Raw genomic sequence first — 20,993 nt, forward strand, 5'->3', positions numbered from 1 at the left:
TGCCCCCAGGGCAATCGCATCAAATCTCTGTAAGGCAGAGGAGCGCCTGGCGGTAGGCATCGGAAGAAGCAGCAAGGATGCGTTCCGGCATCGGCTGCGATGCTACCGGCGTAGAATCGACGAAAACTCTTCATCAGGGCACCGTGCACAGCCCCTCTGGGCCAAGCCGTGGAGCTTAAAAACTATTACTCTTGGTTTGGCGCGATTTCTCTCTGCCGCAGTCCGTCCCGCTTGGCTATAATTATTAGCTTTCGCAAACGACCAGACTCCGCCATGACCCTCGACAAGAGCTTCGAACCCAAGGCGATCGAATCCCGCTGGTACCCTTACTGGGAAGAACACGGCTACTTCCGCGCCGGTTTCGACCCTGGCCGCAAGAATGCTTACTGCATCCTCATGCCGCCGCCCAACGTGACCGGCACCTTGCACATGGGGCATGGTTTCAACCAGACCATCATCGATACGCTCGTACGCTGGCGGCGCATGAGCGGTGACAACGTGCTGCTGCAGCCGGGCACCGACCACGCCGGGATCGCCACCCAGATCGTGGTCGAGCGCCAGCTGGAGCGCGAGGGGCTCACGCGCTACGACCTGGGGCGGGAGAAATTCCTTGAGCGCGTGTGGCAGTGGAAGGAATACTCGGGCGGCACCATCACGCGCCAGATGCGGCGGCTGGGCACTTCGGCCGACTGGACGCGCGAGCGTTTCACCATGGACGAGGGCTTGTCGCGCACGGTGCTCGAGGTGTTCGTGCGGCTTTATCGGGAGGGGTTGATTTATCGCGGCAAACGTCTGGTGAACTGGGATCCCAAGCTGCGCACGGCGGTCTCCGACCTGGAAGTGTCGGCGGAAGAGGAGGAAGGATTCCTCTGGTCCATCCTGTATCCCTTCGCCGACGGCCCCATCGACGGCCGTGCCGGGGTGGTGGTGGCCACCACGCGGCCGGAGACGCTGTTCGGCGACGTGGCGGTAATGGTCCATCCGGAAGATCCGCGCTATCAGGCGCTCATCGGCAAGGAGGTGATCCTGCCGCTCGTGGGCCGTCGCATCCCCATCATCGCCGATCCGGCGGTCGATCCGAGTTTCGGTACCGGCTGCGTGAAAGTGACGCCGGCGCACGACGCGAACGACTACGCCGTGGCCCAGCGCCACGGGCTGCCGATGATCAACATCTTCCGCCTGGATGCGCACCTGAACGACAACGTCCCGCCCGCCTACCGCGGACTCGACCGGTTCGTGGCCCGGGAAAAAGCCGTGGCCGAGCTGCAGGCGCAGGGGCTTTTGGTGGAGGTGAAACCGCACACGATGATGGTGCCGCGCGGCGAGCGCACCGGGGTGGTGCTCGAACCCGTGCTCACCGACCAGTGGTTCGTCGCCACCACCAAGCCTGGGCCGGATGGTAAATCGCTCGCGCAGAAGGCGCTCGAGGTGGTCGAGGACGGCAGCATCCGCTTTTTCCCCGAGAACTGGGTGAACACCTATCGCCAGTGGCTGGTCAATATTCAGGATTGGTGCATCTCGCGGCAGCTGTGGTGGGGGCACCAGATCCCGGCATGGTATGCCGACGAAGATCCGGCCGAGCATCGCCGATTCTGGGTGGCGCACGATGAGGCCGAGGCGCGCGCGCTCGCCGCGGCCGAAGGGTACACCGGCAAACTCACGCGCGACCCCGACGTGCTCGACACGTGGTTTTCTTCGGCCTTGTGGCCGTTCTCCACGCTCGACTGGACGCCCGAGTATCCGGCCAAATCGAACCCAGCGCTCGACCTCTACCTGCCCTCTTCGGTGCTGGTCACCGGATTCGACATCATTTTCTTCTGGGTGGCGCGCATGGTGATGATGACCACCCACATCACCGGCAAGATCCCGTTCAAGCACGTCTATGTCCACGGCCTCATCCGCGATGCCGAAGGGCAGAAGATGTCGAAATCCAAGGGGAACGTGCTCGATCCGATCGACCTCATCGATGGCATCGACCTCGAATCGCTCATCCAGAAGCGCACCACCGGCTTGATGAATCCGAAACAGGCCGAGGCGATCGCCGAGCGCACACGCAAGGAGTTCCCCAACGGCATTCCGGCGTTTGGCGCGGATGCCCTGCGCTTCACCTTCGCCTCGCTCGCGAGCCCCGGGCGCGACATCAAGTTCGATCTCGGCCGCTGCGAGGGCTACCGCAATTTCTGCAACAAGCTGTGGAATGCGACGCGTTTCGTGCTCATGAACGTGGGCGAACGCCTGCCCGATACACCTGCGGCGCCCGAAGCGCTTGGTTTTGCCGAACGCTGGATCGTCTCGCGGCTACAGCGGGTGGAGGCCGAAGCGCAACGCCAGCTCAGCGACTACCGTTTCGACCTCTACGCCAAGGCGCTCTACGAATTCGTCTGGGACGAATACTGCGACTGGTACCTGGAACTTGCCAAGGTGCGTCTTGCGCAAGGAGACGAGGCGGTGCGCCACGCCACGCGCCGCACGCTCATCCGCGTGCTCGAAGCCGTGCTGCGGCTGCTGCATCCGGTGATTCCTTTCATCACCGAGGAGCTCTGGCAGCACGTAGCCCCCGTGGCCGGGCGCAAGGTGAGCGACTCGATCATGGTGGCGCCCTACCCCGTCGCCGAGCCGGAAAAGCTCGACGAAGCGGCCGAGCGCGAGATGGCGCTCTTCCAGGCAATCACGCGGGCGGTGCGGGGCTTGCGCGCCGAGATGAAGCTCAACCCGGGCGAGCGCGTGCCGCTGGCGGTGGCGCTGGGCGAGCCGTCCGACGAGGCGCTCGCAGCGACGATCGCCGGGTTCGTCCCCTACCTGGAAGCGCTCGCGCGGCTCACGGAAGTGCGCACGCTCGCGCGCTTGCCCGAAGACGCGCTCGCGCCCGTGGCGGCGGTGGAAACCCTACAGCTCATGCTCGACGTGCCTATCGACGCCGCCAAGGAGCATGAGCGACTCGCCAAGGAGATCGCCCGCCTGCACGCCGAAATCGCCAAGGCGAAGAAGAAACTGGAAAACCCCAGTTTCGTGGAGCGCGCCCCGGCTGAGGTCGTGGCCCAGGAGCGCGAGCGCATCGAACGCTTCAGCGCCACCCTCGCCCAGCTCGAACCTCAGCTCGCGCGCCTCGAGCGGCATTTGGGGAGGGGGTGAGGTGGGAATCGGGGGTGAGGGGGCGGTCGATTTCAACCTGTACGCCAATCTTCCACTTGCAGGCCAACGACCCGCCCAAATTCGCCAACGTTCGACGTCACGACGATGAGCCCGTGAGCAAGCGCCGTACCAGCGATGAGTGCATCGTAGGCTCCAATCGGACGCCCCTGTGTCTTGAGGACAGCACGCAACATCGCACTCTCTCGCGCAGCATCTTGGGTGAAAGCAAGCGTAATGATCGAGGCAAAAAACGCCTCGAGTATGGGCGCAAGCCGCTTTCCTCGCTCGGGATTGATCGCCAGACCGTAATCGACTTCCATGCGGGTAATCACGGATACTGCGATCAGGCGCGGCGAGGTCGCCTTCATCCGAGCGAGTACCTGCGGCTGGCCTTTGACGAAATCGGATACGGTGCAGGTATCGAGCAAATAATTCATGTCAGGGGATCTTCCGGCGGAGCGATGAGCTCTTCTCGCGAGCGTTCGAACGGGGGCATGTCGGCGTCCCCCTCGAAGCGCAACACTGATTCAGGCCATTGCGCTCGCCCCTGGCGGCTGAGCCACTCATACAGCGCCTCACGGATGAGCGCATTGCGCCGCGCTCGGTCACGACCGGTCAACACTTGAATCTGCCGGGCCGTATCTTCGTCTAATTCAAGGGTTATACGCATGAGGTTTCCTCCTGCTTCCGCGTCTTCGAACCTGAATAGCCCATTCTTAGCGCCGCACCAACACGAATTCGTATTCCCCCTCCCCGACTTCGTGCGCCACTTCCAGCACGTTGCCGCTTTGGCGCGCGAAGGCAGAGAAATCTTTCATCGAACCGGGATCGGTGGTCAGCACCCGCAGGCGTTGCCCCGAGTGCAGCGTGGCAAGTGCTTTTTTCGTGCGCAGGATGGGTAAGGGACAGCGCAACCCGCGCGCGTCGAGTTCGAGATCGATTTTCATGACGTTCGATTTGCTCCGAAGGTTTGACGCCAAACGCCCTCCTCGGTTAGAATAGCACCTCTTTTACGGAGATGTGGCCGAGAGGTCGAAGGCACTCCCCTGCTAAGGGAGCATACCGGCTAAAACCGGTATCGAGGGTTCGAATCCCTCCATCTCCGCCATAGTATTCGCCCAACTCCTTGCTGCCCATGCCCACCATCAGCATGTTCTACGGCATCATCGTTGCCCTGATGTACGAAGATAACGACCGTCACCACCTTCCGCATTTTCATGTCCGCTACCAGAATTTCAAGGCATCTATCGCGATTGAAGATGGTCGAGTGCTTGCCGGGAGTTTTCCTCCCAAGCAGCTCAAGCTGGTCGAAGCCTGGGTCGAATTGCATCGCGATGAACTCTTCGCGGATTGGGAACTTGTGCTAAATGGCGAAGAGCCCTTCCGGATTGCGCCGCTGCAGTAGGAGTACGTCATGAATGAGTTGCTTGATGTGGTCAAAGTCAAAGCCCATCCAGACTACAGCCTGGAGTTGGAATTCGAAAATGGCGAGCGACGCAGATTTGATATGGCGCCGCTGCTGGACAAAAAACCGTTCTCGCGACTCAAGGAACAGGGAGCATTCTTCGGCGCCCACATCGAGTATGGTACGGTAGTATGGCCCGGCAACATCGACATCGCCCCCGAAACCCTTTACGACCGTTCCGTGCCCATCGTAGAAAAGGAACCTGCCTCGCTCACTCCCCCTGCGCCGCGAACGCTTCCAGCACGTGCCTGACCCGTGCCATGGTCTCGGAAAGCGTCTCCTCGATTTCCGTGAATGAGATCTCGTTCGCGTCGGCGCCGCGGCCGGCGGCGTAGTTTGCCACCACGTTGATCGCAGCGTAGGCAAGCCCCAGTTCGCGGGCGAGTGCTGCTTCGGGCATGGCGGTCATGCCGACGACGTTGGCGCCGTCGCGCTCCAGGCGGTCGATCTCGGCGGCGGTCTCCAGGCGCGGGCCCTGGGTGCAGGCGTAGACGGCGCCGTCGATCACCGGCTCCCCTGCCCTGCGCGCGGCGCGGATCAACCGTTCGCGCAGCGCCGGGGTGAACGGCAGGGTGAAATCGATGTGCGTGACCGGATCCTCTTCTCCCTCGAAGAAGGTCGACGCGCGCCCCCAGGTGTAGTCGATGATCTGGTGCGGAATCACCAGGGCACCAGGGGCATAGCGTTCCTGGATGCCGCCCACCGAGGCGACCGAGATGACTTCACTCGCGCCCACGTGTTTCAGCGCCCACACGTTGGCGCGGTAATTGATGCGGTGCGGGGCGTAGGTGTGGCCATAGCCATGCCGGGCAAGGAAGACGACGTCCTGCCCGGCGATGCGCCCGAGGGTCAGCGGCCCGGAGGGGTCGCCGTAGGGGGTGCGGACGACTTGACGATGAACGATTTCGAGGTTGTTGAGCGAAGTGAGGCCGGTACCGCCGATGATCGCGAACATGGGTTTCCCAGGTCGAGCCGATGGATGCGGAATTTTACACGACGCCGCCCTGCCCCTTTGTTATAATTGGTGTTTTCGTACGTCTGGAAGTCCATGTCCTCCGCCATTCGCAACATCGCCATCATCGCGCACGTCGATCATGGCAAGACCACCCTCGTCGACCAGCTTCTCAAGCAATCCGGCACATTCGCGCAGCATCAGACCATCGCCGAACGGGTGATGGACAGCAACGATCTCGAGCGCGAGCGCGGCATCACCATCCTGGCCAAGAACTGCGCCATCCGCTATGGCGACACCCACATCAACATCGTCGACACCCCGGGCCACGCCGATTTCGGCGGTGAAGTGGAGCGGGTGCTCTCCATGGTCGACGGCGTGCTGCTGCTGGTCGACGCCGTCGAAGGCCCCATGCCGCAGACGCGCTTCGTCACCAAGAAAGCGCTCGCGCAGGGGCTCAAGCCCATCGTGGTCATCAACAAGATCGACCGCCCCGGCGCGCGCCCCGACTGGGTGATCAACGCCACGTTCGATCTTTTCGCGGAGCTGGATGCGAGCGAGGAGCAACTCGACTTTCCCATCGTCTATGCCTCGGGCCTGCAGGGCTATGCCACGCTGGATCTGAACGAGCCGGGCAAGGACATGCGGCCGCTCTTCGAGACCATCATCGCGCACGTTCCGCCGCCGCCGGTGTCGATCGACGCCCCCTTGCAGCTGCAGATCTGCTCACTCGACTATTCGAGCTACGTGGGGCAGCTGGGTATCGGCCGCATCCGCCAGGGGCGCCTGCGTCCCAATCAGGAAGTGGGTGTGTGGCTGGGCGAGCAGAACCTGGGCCGGGCGAAGGTCGGTCAGGTGCTGAAATTCGTCGGCCTGGAGCGCGAGGCCGTGCCCGAGGCGGTGGCGGGCGACATCGTGATGATCTCCGGCGTGGAACAGGTCGGCATCGGCGTGACGGTGTGCGACCCCGAGGCGGCGCAACCGCTGCCGCCGATCGAGGTCGACGAGCCCACGCTCACCATGACATTCATGGTCAATACGTCGCCGCTCGCCGGGCGCGAGGGGAAATTCGTCACCAGCCGCCAGATCCGCGAGCGGCTGGAGAAGGAGTTGCTCAAGAACGTGGCGCTGCGCGTGCGCTTTGGCGAGGACGGCGACAGCTTCGAGGTCTCCGGCCGGGGCGAATTGCACCTCACCATCCTCCTCGAGACCATGCGCCGCGAGGGCTATGAACTGGCGGTGGGTCGGCCCCGCGTGGTATTGAAGGAAGTCGACGGCGAGATGCACGAGCCCTACGAGCGGCTCACCGTCGACATCGAGGAAGGCCATCAGGGCGCGGTGATGGAGGAACTCGGGCGGCGCCGGGCGGAGCTCCTCGACATGGCGCCCGATGGCAAGGGACGCGTGCGGTTGGAGTACCGCGTGCCGGCGCGCGGCCTCATCGGCTTCCAGGGCGAATTCCTCACGCTCACGCGCGGCACGGGGCTCATGAGCCACATCTTCGACGGCTACGGACCGCTCGCCGGCCCCGTGGGCGGACGGCGCAACGGCGTACTCGTGTCGCAGGACGACGGCCAAGCCGTGGCCTACGCGCTATGGAAGCTGCAGGATCGCGGCCGCATGTTCGTCAATCCGGGCGATGCGGTCTATGAGGGGATGATCATCGGTATCCACACGCGGGAAAACGACCTCGTGGTCAATCCGATCCGCACCAAGCAGCTCACCAACATCCGCGCTTCCGGCTCGGACGAGGCGATCCGGCTCGTGCCGCCGATCGAACTCACGCTGGAAGCGGCGGTGGAGTTCATCGAGGACGACGAGTTGGTGGAGATCACGCCGAAGTCGATCCGCCTGCGCAAGCGCCACCTGCAGGAGCACGATCGCCGCCGCGCGGCGAAGCAGACGGCGCTCGCCTGAGCTTTCTTTCGCGAAAAAGCCCCTTCGGAGGCTTTTTCGTTACAACCCCACCGATCTTTCACGCAGGAAATCGCGGAAATCGTTGGCGACTTCGGGGTGACGCAGGGCGAATTCGACCGTGGCCTTGAGGTAGCCCAACTTGGAGCCGCAGTCGTAGCGTACGCCGTCGAATTCGTAGGCAAGTATGGCTTCTTCCTGCAACAAGGAGCTGATGGCGTCGGTGAGCTGCAGTTCGCCCCCCGCTCCGGGCTGGATGCGGTGCAGGTGTTCGAAGATGTTGCCCGAGAGGATGTAGCGCCCGACCACGGCCTGGGTGCTGGGGGCTTCTTCCGGCTTGGGCTTCTCGACGATGCCGGTGATGCGCTGGATTTTGCCGTGCGCCTCCGGTTCGGTGCTGACGATGCCGTATTGGCGCGTTTCCGCCGGAGCGACGTTGATGGTGCCGAGCACCGAGCAGCGGTGGTAGTTGTAGACGTCGATCATCTGGGCGAGCACCGGTTTGCCGCCCGGGTGATCGCAGAGGTCGTCGGCGAGCAGCACGGCGAAGGGTTCATCACCGACCACGGATTCGGCACACATCACCGCGTGCCCCAAACCCAGCGCTTCGGACTGGCGGATGTAGATGCAGTTGACGCCCTTGGGGACGGTCTTGCGCACGACTTCGAGGAGCTCTTTCTTGCCGCGGGCTTCGAGCTCGGATTCGAGCTCGTAGGCTTTGTCGAAGTGGTCTTCGATCGAGCGCTTGGTGCGCCCGGTGATGAAGATGAGCTCGGTGATGCCGGAAGCCACCGCTTCTTCCACGGCGTACTGGATGAGGGGCTTGTCGACGATGGGCAGCATTTCCTTGGGGCTCGCCTTGGTGGCGGGGAGGAACCGGGTGCCCATCCCGGCCACGGGGAACACGGCCTTGCGCACGGCTTTCTTCATTTCATTCGACTCCTGCGGTTGATCCATGGGTTCATCCTTGGGTTGTGCTGCGCTCGGCGATCAGGCGCTCGAGCGTGTCTTCGTCGATGACGGGAACGCCCAGCTCGAGCGCCCGCTGCAGCTTGCTGCCGGCTTCGCTGCCGGCGACGACGTAATCGGTCTTCTTCGACACGGAGGCGCTCACCTTGCCGCCGTGCGCTTCGATGAGAGCCTTCGCTTCTTCGCGCGTCAAGCGCGGTAGCGTGCCGGTGAGCACGAAGGTGAGACCGGCGAGCGCCCTGCTCTTCTTGGCGGGGACGCTTTCTTCCCAATGCACGCCGAGCCGGCGCAGGCGCTCGATCACCTGGCGGTTGTGCGGCTCGTCGAAGAAGTCGCGGATGCTCTGCGCCACCACCGGGCCGATGCCTTCGATGGCGGTGAGCTCGTCGAGCCTGGCGTTCATGAGGGCGTCGAGCGAGCCGAAGTGCCCGGCGAGGAGCTTGGCGGTGGCCTCGCCCACGTGCCGGATCCCAAGGGCATAGATGAAGCGGGCGAGCGTCGTCTTCTTGCTGCGCTCGATGGCGGCCATCAGCTTGGCGGCGGATTTTTCCCCCATGCGGGGCAGGCTCGCGAGCCGATCGGCATTGATTTTGTCGGGGTCGTAGAGATCGGCCGGGGTTTCGACCCAGCCGAGATCGACGAGCTGCTCGATGAGCTTCTCGCCCAGCCCTTCGATGTCCATCGCCAGACGAGAGGCGAAATGCTCGAGGGCGCGTTTGCGCTGGGCGGGACAGTACATGCCGCCGGTGCAGTAGGCCGCGGCTTCGTCCGGGTCGCGGGCCACCGCCGAGCCGCACACGGGGCAGTGCTCGGGCATGACGAAGGGGCGTTCGCTGCCGTCGCGCCGCTCGGGGAGCACCTTGACGACCTCGGGGATGACTTCGCCCGCGCGGCGCACCACCACCCAGTCGCCGATGCGGATGTCTTTGTCGCGGATGTAGTCTTCGTTGTGTAGCGTAGCGTTGGTGACGGTGACGCCTCCCACGAAGACGGGTTCGAGCCGGGCGACGGGAGTGAGCGCGCCGGTGCGTCCGACCTGCACTTCGATGCCGACGAGGCGGGTGATCTCTTCCTGCGGCGGGAACTTGTGGGCGATGGCCCAGCGCGGCGCGCGGGCGATGGTGCCCAGACGCTGCTGCGCGGCCAGATCATCGACTTTATAGACGACGCCGTCGATGTCGAAAGGCAGGCGGTCGCGCTCGACTTCCATGCGACGGTAGTAGGCGAGCAAGCCGTCGACGCCGTCGGCGAGCGCGCGTGCGTCCGACAGAGGGAAGCCCCAGCGCTGCAGCAGCGCGAGCGCCTGGCTGTGTGTTTCCGGCCAGGGATGCCCTTCGAGGCGCACGAGCTGGTAGGCGTAGAAACGCAGCGGCCGTTTGGCGGTCACGGCGGGATCGAGCTGGCGTAGGCTGCCGGCGGCGGCGTTTCTCGGGTTGACGAAGGTTTTTTCGCCGGCCCTGAGCTGCGCTTCGTTGAGGCGTTTGAAGTCCTCGCGGGTCATGATGACTTCGCCGCGCACTTCCAGCAGTGTCGGCGGGGTTTCGAGCCGCAGACGCAAGGGAATGGAACGCAGGGTGCGCAGGTTGGCGGTGACGTCTTCGCCGGTGAATCCGTCGCCCCGGGTGGCGCCGAGGGTGAAGAGGCCGTCGCGGTAGATGAGGGAGATGGCGAGCCCGTCGAATTTCGGTTCGCAGGCATAGCGGATGCGCTCGACGCCGAGCAGCTCGCGGCAACGCCGGTCGAAGGCATACACTTCTTCGTCGGTATAGGCGTTGTTGAGCGAGAGCATCGGCACTTCGTGCCGGACTTCGGCGAACTCAGGCGCCGGCTTGCCGCCCACGCGCTGGGTGGGGGAATCGGGGGTGACGAGCTCGGGGTAGCGGGTTTCGAGCTCGACGAGTTCGCGAAAGAGCCGGTCGTATTCGGCATCCGGCACGAGCGGCTCGGCGAGCACGTAGTAAGCGTAATCGAGCCGGGCGATCTCCTCGCGCAACCAACGGGCGCGCTCGACCGCTTCCGGCGGGGCATGGGAGGTCATGACGATCCTTTCATCCGGCAAAGACGCGACGAGCGATGGCGCTGCCGGGGGGAATTTCCTGCGCTTTCATGCGCTGGTGGATCTGGGCGATGCGCTCGCGGATGAGCCGACCGGCCTCGGGCGTGATGGGGTTGCCCGCATCGTCGACCAGCTGGCCATCGAGCGTGGAGGCAAGCTTCTCGGCAAAGGCGAACATGCGGTCGAACACCACCGGCGAGGAGATGCGCGTGACTTCGAGGAAAAGGGTGACGCCGTTTGCCTGATGCAGCTTGATGTCGGGTTGGCGGAAGGGACGTCCGTCGAGGTCGGCGAGGGCGTACAAGGGAACACCCTGATCGTCGAGCAGGCGATAGAGGCCGTCTTCGCCGAGTGTGAGGCCAGCCGCTTCGGCAGCGGCCCGGATCTTGGTGCCCGGAATCGGGGCATTGCGCGGCACGACGTTGATGGCGATCTGCACGTCGACCTCGGCACAGAAGCGGTCGAGCGCGGCGGCCCGCTCAAGGACGGTGACGCGCGATTCGATCGCCCCGGGCACGGCGCCGAGCTGGTCGGCCACCCGCTCGACGCCGCCGGTGAAGCGCAGATACTCTTTCTCGCCGATGGCGCCGGCGCGATCGGCGAGCTGTAGCGAGGCGAGCGCGAGATGGTACTGGCCGTCGGTTTTGGCGGTGAGCGGCTGCCAGTCGTTGCTCGCATCGTCGAACACGTACCAGCCGACCGGACGCGGCGAATCGCGGAATTCGCGCACGACGGCCTCCCGTAGCGCCGCGGCATCCATGCCGCCGAGCGATTCGAGGCGCATCATGAGATCGATCCCTTCTTTGAGGCTGTCGGGGTGATGTCGTGGCGCGCGGGCGATTCCGGCTTCCGCAGGCGGTTCGCGCCGGGGCGTGACGCGGCGTACCGGGCCGAGCACGCCCTCGTCTTCGCTGAAACCACTGCCGGGCGCTTCGCCCGGGTCTCGTTCGCCCTCATCGAGCAAGGGGTCGTGCGACGGGGTGTGCAGGGTACGCTCGAGGGTGCGCCGGCTGCGGGTCTCTTGCCACTTGCCGTAGCCGAAAAAGCCGGCAGTGACGATGACGACCACGCCTCCCAGTGCGATGAGCAAATCGGTGTCCATGCGTATTCCTTTGCGTCGGCGCGCGGGCTGGCCTCAGGGCGTTTCGGCGAGCCGCAGCGCTTCGTCGATATCGACGGCGACGATGCGCGAGACGCCCTGCTCCTGCATCGTGACGCCGATGAGCTGCTCGGCCGCCGCCATCGTGATTTTATTATGACTGATGAAGAGAAGTTGCGTCGTGCCGGACATCTCCCGCAACAATCGGGCGTAACGTTCGGTATTGGCATCGTCGAGCGGCGCGTCGACCTCGTCGAGGATGCAGAAAGGCGCCGGGTTGAGGGCGAAGAAGGAGAAGACGAGCGCGATGGCGGTGAGCGCCTTTTCCCCTCCGGAAAGAAGGTGGATGCTCGCATTCTTCTTGCCCGGCGGTTGGGCGACGATCTGCACGCCGGCATCCAAAATCTCTTCGCCGGTGAGCACGAGCTTTGCCTGCCCACCGCCGAAGAGCCGGGGAAAGAGCCGGCCGAAATGGGCATCGACGGCGTCGAACGTGGCCGCGAGCGCCTGGCGCGTCTCGCGGTCGATGCGCCGGATCGCTTCTTCCAGCGTGCCGATGGCGGTGGTGAGATCGTTGAGCTGAGTCTCCAGCGCCATCTTGCGTTCTTCCACCTGACGCAGGGTTTCGAGCGCGGCGAGGTTGACTTCGCCCAACGCGGCGAGCTCGCGTCCGAGGCGCTCGATCTCCCGCGTGAGTTTGGCGGCGTCGAGATGGTCGAGCTGGGGTTCGAGCGCGGCCAGATCGGCGCCCAATTCGGCGAGCCGCTCTTCGGCATGCGCGAGCGCCGCGGCCGCTTCCTGCCGTTGCAGCCGCGCCTGTTCGAGTTCGTCGCGCAGGGGTTGTAGGGCGAATTCCTGCCGCTGGCGGGTTTCTTCGAGCGTACGGAGCTGCTGGTGGTGCTCGTCTACCCGCAGACGGGCTTGGGCGAGTGCGCCGGCGGCGTGTTCGCGCGCCTCGCGTACGAGGGATTCTTCTTCGAGTGGCGCGGCGGCGAGCCGCTCGCGTTCGGCCTCGTGCTCGATGCGCTCGCGCTCGAGCCGCTCGAGACTTTCGGCGGCAATCCGGGCACGGCGCTCGCTTTCCTCGCGCTTGAGGGCGCATTCGCGGCAGGAAAATTCGGCCTCCTGCAGTTCGCGGGCGAGCGCCTGACGCTGCGTGCGGGCCTCTTCGAGGCGTTCGTGCTGACGGCGGAGATCGGCCTGACGCTCGAGGCAGGAGGTTTCGAGCGCGGCCTCGCGCTCGAGCAGCTCGGCGATGCGTTCTTCCAACGTGGCGAGTTCGGCGCGCTCGCGCTCGGCCTGACGAGAGAGGGCGGCGCGCTCTTCGTCGATCGCCTGCCGTCGACGACGGGCATGCTCGAAGGCCGTCTCGAGTCGGGCGAGCTCGAGCGCATGGTCGCGCTGCAGCTTTTCGGCTAGCTGCAGCTCGCGGCGTAGCGCCTCGTGTTCCGCCTTGGCTTCGTCGCAGGCAGCGGCACGGCGGGAACGTTCCTCCGCGGCGGATTCCCGCTGCCGCTCGAGCTCGGCACATTCGGCGTTCAGCACACCGAGCTCGCGGGCGCGCTCGAGGACCCCGGCGAGCATCTGCTCGTCGGCGCCGAGGCTACGCGCTCCATGGGGATCGGCAATCCAGCCTCGCCGGTCGACCAGGCGCAACCCGTGCTCGCGGGCCCAGGCGAGGTTCGTTTCGTCGATCGTCTCGACGAAGACCGTATGGGCCAGGAGACGCTGGAGGGCTCCGGCGAGCGTTGGGTCGCTCGTGGAGACCGCCGCCACGGCGAGCACTGCCCCCTGGGGCACTGGCCCGAAGCCTTCCGGCTCGTCCGCCAGGGGAAGATCCTGCCACAGGCAGGCTTCCCCCGAATGCGGCGCGTGTTCGAGCTGCCTTGCGGCCTCGGGTAGCGGAACGAGGCGCGCGCCGAGCCAGGGGCCGAGCACCGTTTCGGCTGCCGCTTCCCAGCCGGCGGCGACTTCGAGCCTGGGCCAGAGGGCCGCGTACTCCTGCCCTGCAGCCCCGGCGCAGCGCGCCTGGGTTTCGGCGAGCGCCCGGCGGCGCGCTTCGAGCCGGCCCAGTTCGGCATCGAGCCGACGGAATTCGTCGCGGACGGCGTCGAGGCGTACCTGCGCCTCCTGCGCCTTGGCTTGGGCGGCGGCAAGTGCCTCACGCAGCTCCTCCACCCGCCCGGAGAGCGTGTCTTGCCGGGTGCGCTCGCGTTCGAGCGCCTCCTCGTCGCCGCCCTCGAGCGACGAGGACTCCTGCGCCAGACGCTCGAGCCGGGCCTCGTTCGCCTGCAGCGAGCGCTCGAGCGCGGCAATGCGGGCGCGTTCGACGGCGATCTGCCGTTGGGCATCGTTCCGCTCGCGCTCGGCGATCGCCGCGCCGTGGCGGGCATCTTCCAGGGCACGCCCGAGCGCTTCCAGGACCTCGTCGAACGAATCCCCCCGCTCCTGCAGCGTCTCGCGACGCCCTTGGGCGAGTTCGGCGAGCTCGTCCCAGCGCGCCAGGTCGAGGCGGGCCTGTTCGCCCTCTTCCTGCCAGCGTTGCGATTCCTCGGCGATGCGCTCCAACCGCTCGGCAAGGGCGGCGAGCGTTTCCTCGCGGTGGCGACGGGCCTCGATCACCCGCTCGAGCCGGGCGCTCGCCTCGAAATAAACCTGCTGGGCGGATTCGAGCGCCGCGGCGGCCGCCTGCGCCTGGGCACGGGCCGATTCGAGCGCCGCTTCGAGGCTCGTTCGTTCCTGCCGCTGCCGTTCGAGCTCGGCTTCGAGCGCGGCGATGCGCTCGTCTCCGGCGGCAAGGGTCGTGGCCGCCTCGCGCCGCCGCAGCGCCCAGGATTGCTGCCGTGCGAGGCGCAGACGCTTTTCCAGCTCACGATAGCGCCGGGCACGTTCGGCCTGGGTGGCGAGCGTCTCGGCCTGGGCTGCGAGTTCGGCGTGCAGGTCGGCCAGCCGCTCGAGATGGGCGCGCGCATCCCGCAGCCGCGCCTCCGTCTCCTTGCGTCGCTCGTGGTAGCGGGTCACGCCGGCCGCCTCTTCGAGGAAACGGCGCAGCTCCTCGGGCTTCGCCTCGACGATGCGCGAGATCATGCCCTGTTCGATGATGGCGTAAGCGCGCGGCCCCAGTCCCGTGCCGAGGAAGAGGTCGACCACGTCTCGGCGGCGCACGCGCTGTCCGTTGAGGAAATAGGAGGATTCGCCGCCGCGCACGACGACGCGTTTGACCGAAATCTCGGCAAACCGCCCCCAGGGGCCCGGCACGCTGCCGTCGGCATTGTCGAAGACGAGCTCGACGCTGGCGCGCGCCAGGGGCTTTCGCGTGTCCGAGCCGTTGAAGATCACGTCCGACATCTGCTCGCCGCGCAAGGCGGAGGCGCGCATTTCACCGAGCACCCAGCGCACGGCGTCGATCACGTTCGATTTGCCGCAGCCATTGGGGCCGACGATGCCGACCAATGCCCCGGGGAGCACGAGGGTGGTTGGCTCGACGAAGGTCTTGAAACCGGCCAGTTTGATCTTGATGAGTCGCACGGCGTATGAGGGAAGACCAATGAGGGCTTCGAGCCGCGCATGATACCATTTCGCGTTACGTGAAACTGGAATCATCTCCACGGAGGAACCTCATGGCCGACTGGCAAGGCGTCGCATCGCTGATCGACGCGGCATTCGAAGAGCGTACCCGCTTCTCTCCCGGCAACGCGCCCAAAGATCTCGTCGACGCGGTGGAGGCGGTGATCGACGGGCTCGACCGGGGCGCGATCCGGGTGGCCGAGAAGCGCGACGGCGATTGGCACGTCAATCAGTGGATCAAGAAAGCGGTGCTGCTCTCCTTCCGCCTACGCGACAATCGCCTCATGGAAGGCGGCGAGACGCGCTACTTCGACAAGGTCGAGCCGAAATTCGCCCGCTACGACGAATCGGCGTTTCGCGCAGGCGGCTTTCGCGTCGTGCCCCCGGCGGCAGCGCGGCGCGGCTGCTACATCGCCAAGAACGTGGTGCTCATGCCTTCCTACGTGAACATCGGCGCCTACGTTGATGAAGGCACCATGGTCGATACCTGGGCCACGGTGGGCTCCTGCGCCCAGATCGGCAAGAACGTGCACCTCTCCGGCGGCGTGGGTATCGGCGGCGTGCTCGAGCCGGTGCAGGCGGGCCCGGTCATCATCGAGGACAACGTCTTCGTCGGCGCCCGCTCCGAGATCGTCGAAGGGGTGATCGTCGAAGAGAATGCCGTGATCTCCATGGGCGTCTATCTGGGAATGAGCACGAAAATCTACGATCGCGAAAGCGGTGAGATCCTCTACGGGCGTGTGCCGTCCGGTGCCGTGGTCGTGCCGGGAAGCCTTCCCTCCGCCGACGGCAAGTACAGCCTGTACTGCGCGGTGATCGTCAAGCGCGTGGATGCGCAGACGCGCGCGAAGACCGCGATCAACGAACTGCTGCGCGGCGCCTGAGGAGTCGATCATCATGCCGATCGTCACACCGGTGCTGGAAAAGCTCTTTCGCGCGATGCACGACCGCAGCGCCTCCGACATCTTCGTCACGGCGGGGGCGCCGATCCACATCAAGATCAACGGCATCGTAATGCCGATCAATCAGCAGGTGATGAAACCCGAACAGGTGCGGCGGATCCTGGAAGAAGCCATCGCCAACGAAACGCTGTGGCAGCGCTATGTCGAGCGCAAAGAGCTCAATTTTTCGCTCGGTTTGTCCGATGTAGGCAATTTCCGCATCAACGCCTTTTGGCAGCGCAACAGCCCGGCGGCGGTGATCCGCTACGTGAGCCGCGACATTCCCTCGTTCGAAACGCTTGGCCTGCCGCCGGTCTTGGGCGAAATGGCCCTGGGCAAACGCGGCCTCATCCTGGTAGTCGGCCCCACGGGGTCGGGCAAGTCGACCACGCTCGCGGCGATGATCGATCACCGCAACTCGACCCTGCCGGGGCACATCCTCACGGTGGAAGACCCGATCGAATACCTCTTCCGCCACAAGAAATCGCTCGTCAACCAGCGCGACGTGGGGATCGACACCCTCTCCTGGGGCGAGGCGCTCAAGAGCGCCATGCGCCAGGCACCGGACTGCATCCTCATCGGCGAGATCCGCGATCTGGAAACCATGCAGGCGGCGATCGCCTATGCGCTCACCGGACACCTGGTGCTCGCTTCGCTGCACGCGAACAACACCTATCACGCGCTCAACCGCATCGTGAATTTCTATCCGCTCGAGAGCCGGGGGCTCCTCTTCTCCGACTTGAGCGTGGCCCTGCGCGGGATCATCGCCCAACGCCTGGTACGGCACGTCCAAGGGCAACGCATTCCTGCAGTGGAGATCCTCGTCAATTCGCGGCTGATCGCCGAGATGATCGAGAAAGGCAATCTCTCCATGATCAAGGACGCGATGGAGCGCTCCCTCTCGCCGGGCGTGCAGACCTTCGACCAGGATCTTGTGCGGCTCTACCGCAATGGCGCCATCACCCTGGAAGAGGCGATCGCCCAGGCCGACTCGCCCATCAACCTGCAGTGGGAACTGCAAAACGCTGGGGTGCAGACCACGATCCAGGATGGCGGCATTCCCCCCGCCGACGTCGACCTGCCCTCGCAGATGACCGAAATCGAGTTTCCTTCGCTGGCCAGCACCAAGACATGAACGTCCTTGAACTCGCCCAGGCGCTCATCCGCCGCCCTTCCGTCACGCCCGCGGAAGCCGGCTGCTTGGCGCTCATCGGCGAGCGGCTCGCCGCGCTCGGCTTTACCCTGGAGCGGCTCGATGCGGGCGGCGTGGCCAACCTCTGGGCGCGGCGCGGGGAAGAGGGGCCGCTCTTCGTCTTCGCCGGACACGTCGACGTCGTGCCGCCCGGCCCCGAGGATCGCTGGCGCTTTCCGCCCTTTTCTGCCACGGTGGCCGAGGGCAGGCTCTACGGGCGCGGCGCCGCCGACATGAAGAGCTCGCTCGCCGCCATGGTGTGCGCGGTGGAAGCCTTCCTCGCGGGGTGCCCCGCGCATCGCGGCTCCATCGGCTTTCTGCTGACCTCCGACGAAGAAGGGCCGGCGGTGCACGGCACACGCCACGTGGTCGAGGTTCTGCGCTCGCGCGGCCTGCGCTTCGACTACGCCCTGGTGGGCGAGCCCACCTGCGAGCGCGTGCTCGGAGACACGATCAAGAACGGCCGGCGCGGTTCGCTCACTGGCCGGCTCACGGTGCATGGCAAGCAGGGTCACGTCGCCTATCCCCATCTGGTCGATAACCCGGTGCATCGCCTGGCGCCGGCGCTCGCCGAACTCGTGGCCACCGAATGGGATCGGGGCAACGAACATTTTCCGCCCACGTCGCTGCAGGTGACCGACCTGCACGCCGGGGTGGGTGCGACGAACGTGGTGCCCGGCGAATGCCGCATGACCTTCAATTTCCGCTTTTCCTCCGAGCAGACGCCGGAGGGCCTGCAGGAGTGGGTGGAGGCGATTTTGCACCGCCACGGCGTGCCCTTCTCCCTTTCCTGGGAGCTGGGCGGGCGCCCCTTCCTCACGCCCCGGGGCGAACTCGTCGCGGCGCTATCGGACGGCGTCGAAGCCGCCTGCGGGATCAGTCCGCGGCTCTCCACCAGCGGCGGCACCTCCGACGGACGCTTCATCGCCGCCATCTGTCCGCAGGTGGTGGAATTCGGACCGGTCAATGCCACCATCCACCAGATCGACGAATGCGTGGCGCTCGAAGAACTGGAGCCACTCGCCGCCGTCTATCGCGGCGTCCTGGAACGCTTGCTGCCCCCTGCCGGAGAAGCCCATGCACGAAGCTGAAGACGATCCGATGTTCGAAGCCCACGAGCACGACGAGACCGAGGCGCTCATCACGGTGCGCGACTGGGTACGCTACGCCGTCACCCGGCTCGAGAGCGAAGAGGCGTTCTACGGCCACGGTTGCGAGGACGTCCTCGATGAGGCGGTGTGGCTGGTGAGCGGCGCCTTGAAGCTGCCGCGCGAGCGCTTCGAGTGGTTTCTGGACGCAAGCCTCACCGAGTCCGAGCGCCAACGCCTGGCCGAGCTGGTGGAGCGCCGCGCCGTCGATAAAGTGCCGACGGCCTACCTGCTCAACGAAGCCTGGCTGGGACCGTTTCGCTTCTACGTGGACGAGCGCGTGATCGTGCCGCGCTCGTTTCTGGCCGAGCTGCTCGAGGAGCGCTTCTCGCCCTGGCTCGAGCAGCCGGAAAGAATACAGCGGGTGCTCGATCTGTGCACCGGCTCGGGCTGCCTCGCGATCATGGCCGCCTATGCTTTTCCCCAAGCGGAGATCGTGGCGGCCGATCTCTCGGACGAGGCGCTGGAAGTCGCGCGGATCAACGTCGAAGCCTATGACCTGCAGGATCGCGTACGGCTACTGCGCTCGGACGTATTCTCGGCGCTCGGAGGTGAAACGTTCGACTTGATCGTGAGCAACCCGCCCTACGTCACGGCGCAGGTCATGGCCGAATTGCCGCAGGAATACCGCCACGAGCCGGCGCTCGCGCTCGCCGCGGGAGAAGACGGGCTCGACGTGGTGCGGCGTATCCTCTCCGAAGCGAAGCGCCACCTCACGCCGCAGGGCTGGCTCGCCGTGGAGGTCGGGCACAATCGGGCGCTCGTGGAAGCGGCATTCCCCGAACTTCCCTTCACTTGGCTCGCCACGGAGACGGCGGAGGACAAGGTGTTCCTCCTGCCCGCCTCCGCGCTATGGAAACGCTGAATAATTGGCTGCGCGGGCGAATCGCTGCGTTGCGCGGTGCTCGCTCCCTCGCCTATCCACTCGATATGTCTCGGTCGCTGCGCTCCGTGCGCCTTGCGCTTCATCCCGCTCGCTCATTTCTTCAGCGTTTCCCTATGAGCGCCGGGGAAGACTCAGACGGCGAAGCTCTCGCCGCACCCACAGGTGGCCTTCACGTTGGGGTTGTCGAACTTGAAGGATTCGTTCAAGCCTTCGCGGCGGTAGTCGATCACCGTGCCGTCGAGCATCGGCAGATCGTCTTGCGCCACCAGCACTTTCACGCCGTGGCTCTCAAACACCAGGTCCTGTGGTCCCGCCGTGTCGGCCACGTCGAGCTTGTAGGCAAAACCCGTACAGCCCGAAGGCGTCACGCCCAGTTTCAGGCCCAAGCCGTGGCCGCGTTTTTCCAGGATCCGCCGCACTTGGGCAGCGGCGCGTTCCGTCAGGGTGATTGCCATGATGCGCTCCATTTTTCGAGGTAAATAAATAGACCCTTCCCTGCCCCACCGGGTTTCCCTCAGCGCCTCCGCAGGGCGAGGATGCGCTCGCGCAGCAGGCGGATCGCCGTGTCGATTTCTTCGACGGTGGTGAACCGCCCCAGGGTGAGGCGCAAGGCGCTGCGGGCGAGCTCCGGCGTTCGCCCGAGGGCGCGCAGCACGTAGGAGGGTTCGAGGCTCGCCGAGGTGCAGGCCGAACCGGCCGAGACGGCCAGTTCTTCGCCCAGCGACAGGAGCAGCGCATCCCCCTCGATGCCTTCGACCGAGACGTTGAGGTTGTGCGGCACGCGCCGCTCGAGGTCGCCATTGACGTGGATACCCGGCAGCTCCAGCAACGCGGCGAGCAGGCGGTCGCGCAATGCCCGGATGCGCGGCAGTTCTTCGGACATCTCTGCGCGCGCGAGGCGATAGGCTTCGCCCATGCCGACGATCTGGTGCGTGGGCAGCGTCCCCGAGCGAAAACCACGCTCGTGCCCTCCGCCGTGCATCTGCGCCTCCAGTCGCACCCGCGGGCGACGGCGCACGTAGAGCGCGCCGATCCCTTTGGGGCCGTACGTCTTGTGGGCAGAGAAGGACATCAGCGAGACGTCGAGTTTTTGCAGGTCGATCGCCACCTTGCCGGTGGCCTGCGCCGCATCGACATGAAAGAGGATGCCGCGCTCGCGGCACAGCGCCCCGATCTCCTCGATCGGCTGGATGACGCCGATCTCGCTGTTGACGAGCGCCACCGACACGAGCAGAGTGTCCGGGCGCAGGGCGCGTTCGAGTTCGTCCAGGTCGACCAGACCGTTTTCGCGCACCGGCAGATAGGTGGCGGTGAAACCGCGCGATTCCAGCGCCTTGACGCTGTCGAGCACCGCCTTGTGTTCGGTCTGCAGGGTGACGAGATGCCGACCCCGGTCGCGGTAGAACTCCGCCACGCCTTTGATGGCGAGGTTGTCGGCCTCGGTCGCGCCCGACGTCCACACGAGTTCGCGCGGCTCGCAGCCGACGAGCTCGGCCACGTGGGCACGGGCCTCCTCCACGGCTTTTTCCGCCTCCCAGCCGTAGGCGTGGGTGCGGCTTGCCGGGTTGCCGAAACGTTCGGTGAGCCAGGGAATCATGGCATCGCGCACGCGCGGATCCACCGGCGTGGTGGCGGCATAGTCGAGGTAGATCGGTCGTCGCTGCATGAAGGA

General features: G+C 65.6%; 17 protein-coding genes, 1 tRNA gene and 1 pseudogene. 9 read left to right on the forward strand and 10 right to left on the reverse strand.

Annotated elements, in window-relative coordinates:
• The first annotated feature begins 273 nt into the window (after nucleotides 1-273).
• Nucleotides 274-3,132: a valine--tRNA ligase gene (locus H607_RS0102690; protein WP_028874158.1), complete on the forward strand. Its 2,859-nt coding sequence runs from the start codon at nucleotides 274-276 to the stop codon at nucleotides 3,130-3,132.
• A gap of 32 nt (nucleotides 3,133-3,164) precedes the next feature.
• Here H607_RS0102690 and H607_RS0102695 read toward each other — a convergent pair whose 3' ends face one another.
• From H607_RS0102695 to H607_RS0102705, 3 genes are read right to left on the reverse strand one after another with little or no spacing between them, the layout of a single operon-like run.
• A complete protein-coding gene (locus H607_RS0102695) occupies nucleotides 3,165-3,569 on the reverse strand; it encodes a type II toxin-antitoxin system VapC family toxin (RefSeq protein ID WP_028874159.1) in 405 nt (134 codons plus the stop codon).
• Nucleotides 3,566-3,802: a ribbon-helix-helix protein, CopG family gene (locus H607_RS11410; protein ID WP_037989381.1), complete on the reverse strand. Its 237-nt coding sequence runs from the start codon at nucleotides 3,800-3,802 to the stop codon at nucleotides 3,566-3,568. The genes H607_RS0102695 and H607_RS11410 overlap by 4 nt, the downstream gene beginning before the upstream one ends.
• A 46-nt stretch (nucleotides 3,803-3,848) precedes the next feature.
• Complete coding sequence (locus H607_RS0102705; RefSeq protein WP_028874160.1) at nucleotides 3,849-4,079, reverse strand: sulfurtransferase TusA family protein; 231 nt, start codon at nucleotides 4,077-4,079, stop codon at nucleotides 3,849-3,851.
• Nucleotides 4,080-4,146: 67 nt separating this feature from the next.
• Between H607_RS0102705 and H607_RS0102710 the strand changes: the two genes are divergently transcribed.
• From H607_RS0102710 to H607_RS11415, 3 genes are all read left to right on the forward strand, one after another.
• A tRNA-Ser gene (locus tag H607_RS0102710) sits at nucleotides 4,147-4,240 on the forward strand.
• A 27-nt stretch (nucleotides 4,241-4,267) separates the two neighbouring features.
• Nucleotides 4,268-4,537 carry a DUF4160 domain-containing protein gene (locus H607_RS0102715; RefSeq protein ID WP_028874161.1) on the forward strand — a complete coding sequence of 90 codons (270 nt, stop codon included), beginning with the start codon at nucleotides 4,268-4,270 and terminating at the stop codon, nucleotides 4,535-4,537.
• 9 nt (nucleotides 4,538-4,546) lie between these two features.
• Entirely contained in the window at nucleotides 4,547-4,849 is a 303-nt protein-coding gene (locus H607_RS11415; protein ID WP_083961900.1) for a DUF2442 domain-containing protein, read from the forward strand.
• Here H607_RS11415 and H607_RS0102725 read toward each other — a convergent pair.
• On the reverse strand, nucleotides 4,809-5,552 hold the full coding sequence (locus tag H607_RS0102725; protein ID WP_028874162.1) for an S-methyl-5'-thioinosine phosphorylase: 744 nt from the start codon (nucleotides 5,550-5,552) through the stop codon (nucleotides 4,809-4,811). The genes H607_RS11415 and H607_RS0102725 overlap by 41 nt on opposite strands.
• Before the next feature lie 93 nt (nucleotides 5,553-5,645).
• Here H607_RS0102725 and typA point away from each other — a divergent pair, with 93 nt between their 5' ends.
• Nucleotides 5,646-7,466, forward strand: coding sequence for a translational GTPase TypA (gene typA / locus H607_RS0102730; protein WP_028874163.1), 1,821 nt, complete (start codon nucleotides 5,646-5,648; stop codon nucleotides 7,464-7,466).
• 39 nt (nucleotides 7,467-7,505) lie between these two features.
• Here the strand turns inward: typA and galU are convergent, their stop codons facing one another.
• From galU to smc, 4 genes are read right to left on the reverse strand one after another with little or no spacing between them, the layout of a single operon-like run.
• Entirely contained in the window at nucleotides 7,506-8,420 is a 915-nt protein-coding gene (galU, locus tag H607_RS0102735; RefSeq protein WP_245563163.1) for a UTP--glucose-1-phosphate uridylyltransferase GalU, read from the reverse strand.
• Between the two features lie 4 nt (nucleotides 8,421-8,424).
• Nucleotides 8,425-10,470: an NAD-dependent DNA ligase LigA gene (gene ligA, locus H607_RS0102740; RefSeq protein ID WP_028874165.1), complete on the reverse strand. Its 2,046-nt coding sequence runs from the start codon at nucleotides 10,468-10,470 to the stop codon at nucleotides 8,425-8,427.
• A 10-nt stretch (nucleotides 10,471-10,480) separates the two neighbouring features.
• On the reverse strand, nucleotides 10,481-11,590 hold the full coding sequence (locus H607_RS11420) for a cell division protein ZipA C-terminal FtsZ-binding domain-containing protein (protein ID WP_051240595.1): 1,110 nt from the start codon (nucleotides 11,588-11,590) through the stop codon (nucleotides 10,481-10,483).
• Between the two features lie 33 nt (nucleotides 11,591-11,623).
• The gene (gene smc / locus H607_RS0102750) at nucleotides 11,624-15,190 is read right to left on the reverse strand and encodes a chromosome segregation protein SMC (protein WP_157381263.1); all 3,567 of its coding nucleotides are present in this window, start codon (nucleotides 15,188-15,190) and stop codon (nucleotides 11,624-11,626) included.
• 17 nt (nucleotides 15,191-15,207) lie between these two features.
• On the opposite strand from smc, the gene dapD reads away from it, so the two are divergent.
• From dapD to prmB, 4 genes are read left to right on the forward strand one after another with little or no spacing between them, the layout of a single operon-like run.
• Entirely contained in the window at nucleotides 15,208-16,038 is an 831-nt protein-coding gene (dapD, locus tag H607_RS0102755; RefSeq protein ID WP_028874167.1) for a 2,3,4,5-tetrahydropyridine-2,6-dicarboxylate N-succinyltransferase, read from the forward strand.
• Nucleotides 16,039-16,051: 13 nt separating this feature from the next.
• Nucleotides 16,052-17,230 carry a PilT/PilU family type 4a pilus ATPase gene (locus H607_RS0102760; RefSeq protein ID WP_037989383.1) on the forward strand — a complete coding sequence of 393 codons (1,179 nt, stop codon included), beginning with the start codon at nucleotides 16,052-16,054 and terminating at the stop codon, nucleotides 17,228-17,230.
• The gene (gene dapE / locus H607_RS0102765) at nucleotides 17,227-18,378 is read left to right on the forward strand and encodes a succinyl-diaminopimelate desuccinylase (protein WP_028874169.1); all 1,152 of its coding nucleotides are present in this window, start codon (nucleotides 17,227-17,229) and stop codon (nucleotides 18,376-18,378) included. The genes H607_RS0102760 and dapE overlap by 4 nt, the downstream gene beginning before the upstream one ends.
• Nucleotides 18,365-19,300 (forward strand): 50S ribosomal protein L3 N(5)-glutamine methyltransferase, encoded by a 936-nt coding sequence (gene prmB / locus H607_RS0102770; RefSeq protein WP_028874170.1) that lies wholly within the window; start codon nucleotides 18,365-18,367, stop codon nucleotides 19,298-19,300. Before dapE ends, prmB begins: the two co-directional genes overlap by 14 nt.
• Before the next feature lie 152 nt (nucleotides 19,301-19,452).
• Here prmB and H607_RS0102775 read toward each other — a convergent pair whose 3' ends face one another.
• Nucleotides 19,453-19,776, reverse strand: coding sequence for a HesB/IscA family protein (locus H607_RS0102775; protein WP_028874171.1), 324 nt, complete (start codon nucleotides 19,774-19,776; stop codon nucleotides 19,453-19,455).
• A 68-nt stretch (nucleotides 19,777-19,844) separates the two neighbouring features.
• Nucleotides 19,845-20,987: pseudogene (locus tag H607_RS11425) on the reverse strand (IscS subfamily cysteine desulfurase); the annotation flags it as partial.
• Nucleotides 20,988-20,993 lie beyond the last annotated feature (6 nt).

Source organism: Tepidiphilus margaritifer DSM 15129 (assembly GCF_000425565.1).
Lineage (GTDB): Bacteria > Pseudomonadota > Gammaproteobacteria > Burkholderiales > Rhodocyclaceae > Tepidiphilus > Tepidiphilus margaritifer.

Excerpts from the sequence above, each read along its gene's own strand:
- H607_RS11410 (WP_037989381.1), bottom strand. The coding sequence starts at position 3,802 with ATGCGTATAACCCTTGAATTAGACGAAGATACGGCCCGGCAGATTCAA.
- H607_RS0102695 (WP_028874159.1), bottom strand. The coding sequence starts at position 3,569 with ATGAATTATTTGCTCGATACCTGCACCGTATCCGATTTCGTCAAAGGC.
- H607_RS11415 (WP_083961900.1), top strand. The coding sequence starts at position 4,547 with ATGAATGAGTTGCTTGATGTGGTCAAAGTCAAAGCCCATCCAGACTAC.
- galU (WP_245563163.1), bottom strand. The coding sequence starts at position 8,420 with ATGGATCAACCGCAGGAGTCGAATGAAATGAAGAAAGCCGTGCGCAAG.
- dapE (WP_028874169.1), top strand. The coding sequence starts at position 17,227 with ATGAACGTCCTTGAACTCGCCCAGGCGCTCATCCGCCGCCCTTCCGTC.
- prmB (WP_028874170.1), top strand. The coding sequence starts at position 18,365 with ATGCACGAAGCTGAAGACGATCCGATGTTCGAAGCCCACGAGCACGAC.
- H607_RS0102775 (WP_028874171.1), bottom strand. The coding sequence starts at position 19,776 with ATGGCAATCACCCTGACGGAACGCGCCGCTGCCCAAGTGCGGCGGATC.
- smc (WP_157381263.1), bottom strand. The coding sequence starts at position 15,190 with ATGATTCCAGTTTCACGTAACGCGAAATGGTATCATGCGCGGCTCGAA.
- H607_RS0102725 (WP_028874162.1), bottom strand. The coding sequence starts at position 5,552 with ATGTTCGCGATCATCGGCGGTACCGGCCTCACTTCGCTCAACAACCTC.
- H607_RS0102715 (WP_028874161.1), top strand. The coding sequence starts at position 4,268 with ATGCCCACCATCAGCATGTTCTACGGCATCATCGTTGCCCTGATGTAC.
- H607_RS0102705 (WP_028874160.1), bottom strand. The coding sequence starts at position 4,079 with ATGAAAATCGATCTCGAACTCGACGCGCGCGGGTTGCGCTGTCCCTTA.
- typA (WP_028874163.1), top strand. The coding sequence starts at position 5,646 with ATGTCCTCCGCCATTCGCAACATCGCCATCATCGCGCACGTCGATCAT.
- H607_RS0102690 (WP_028874158.1), top strand. The coding sequence starts at position 274 with ATGACCCTCGACAAGAGCTTCGAACCCAAGGCGATCGAATCCCGCTGG.
- ligA (WP_028874165.1), bottom strand. The coding sequence starts at position 10,470 with ATGACCTCCCATGCCCCGCCGGAAGCGGTCGAGCGCGCCCGTTGGTTG.
- H607_RS0102760 (WP_037989383.1), top strand. The coding sequence starts at position 16,052 with ATGCCGATCGTCACACCGGTGCTGGAAAAGCTCTTTCGCGCGATGCAC.
- H607_RS11420 (WP_051240595.1), bottom strand. The coding sequence starts at position 11,590 with ATGGACACCGATTTGCTCATCGCACTGGGAGGCGTGGTCGTCATCGTC.
- dapD (WP_028874167.1), top strand. The coding sequence starts at position 15,208 with ATGGCCGACTGGCAAGGCGTCGCATCGCTGATCGACGCGGCATTCGAA.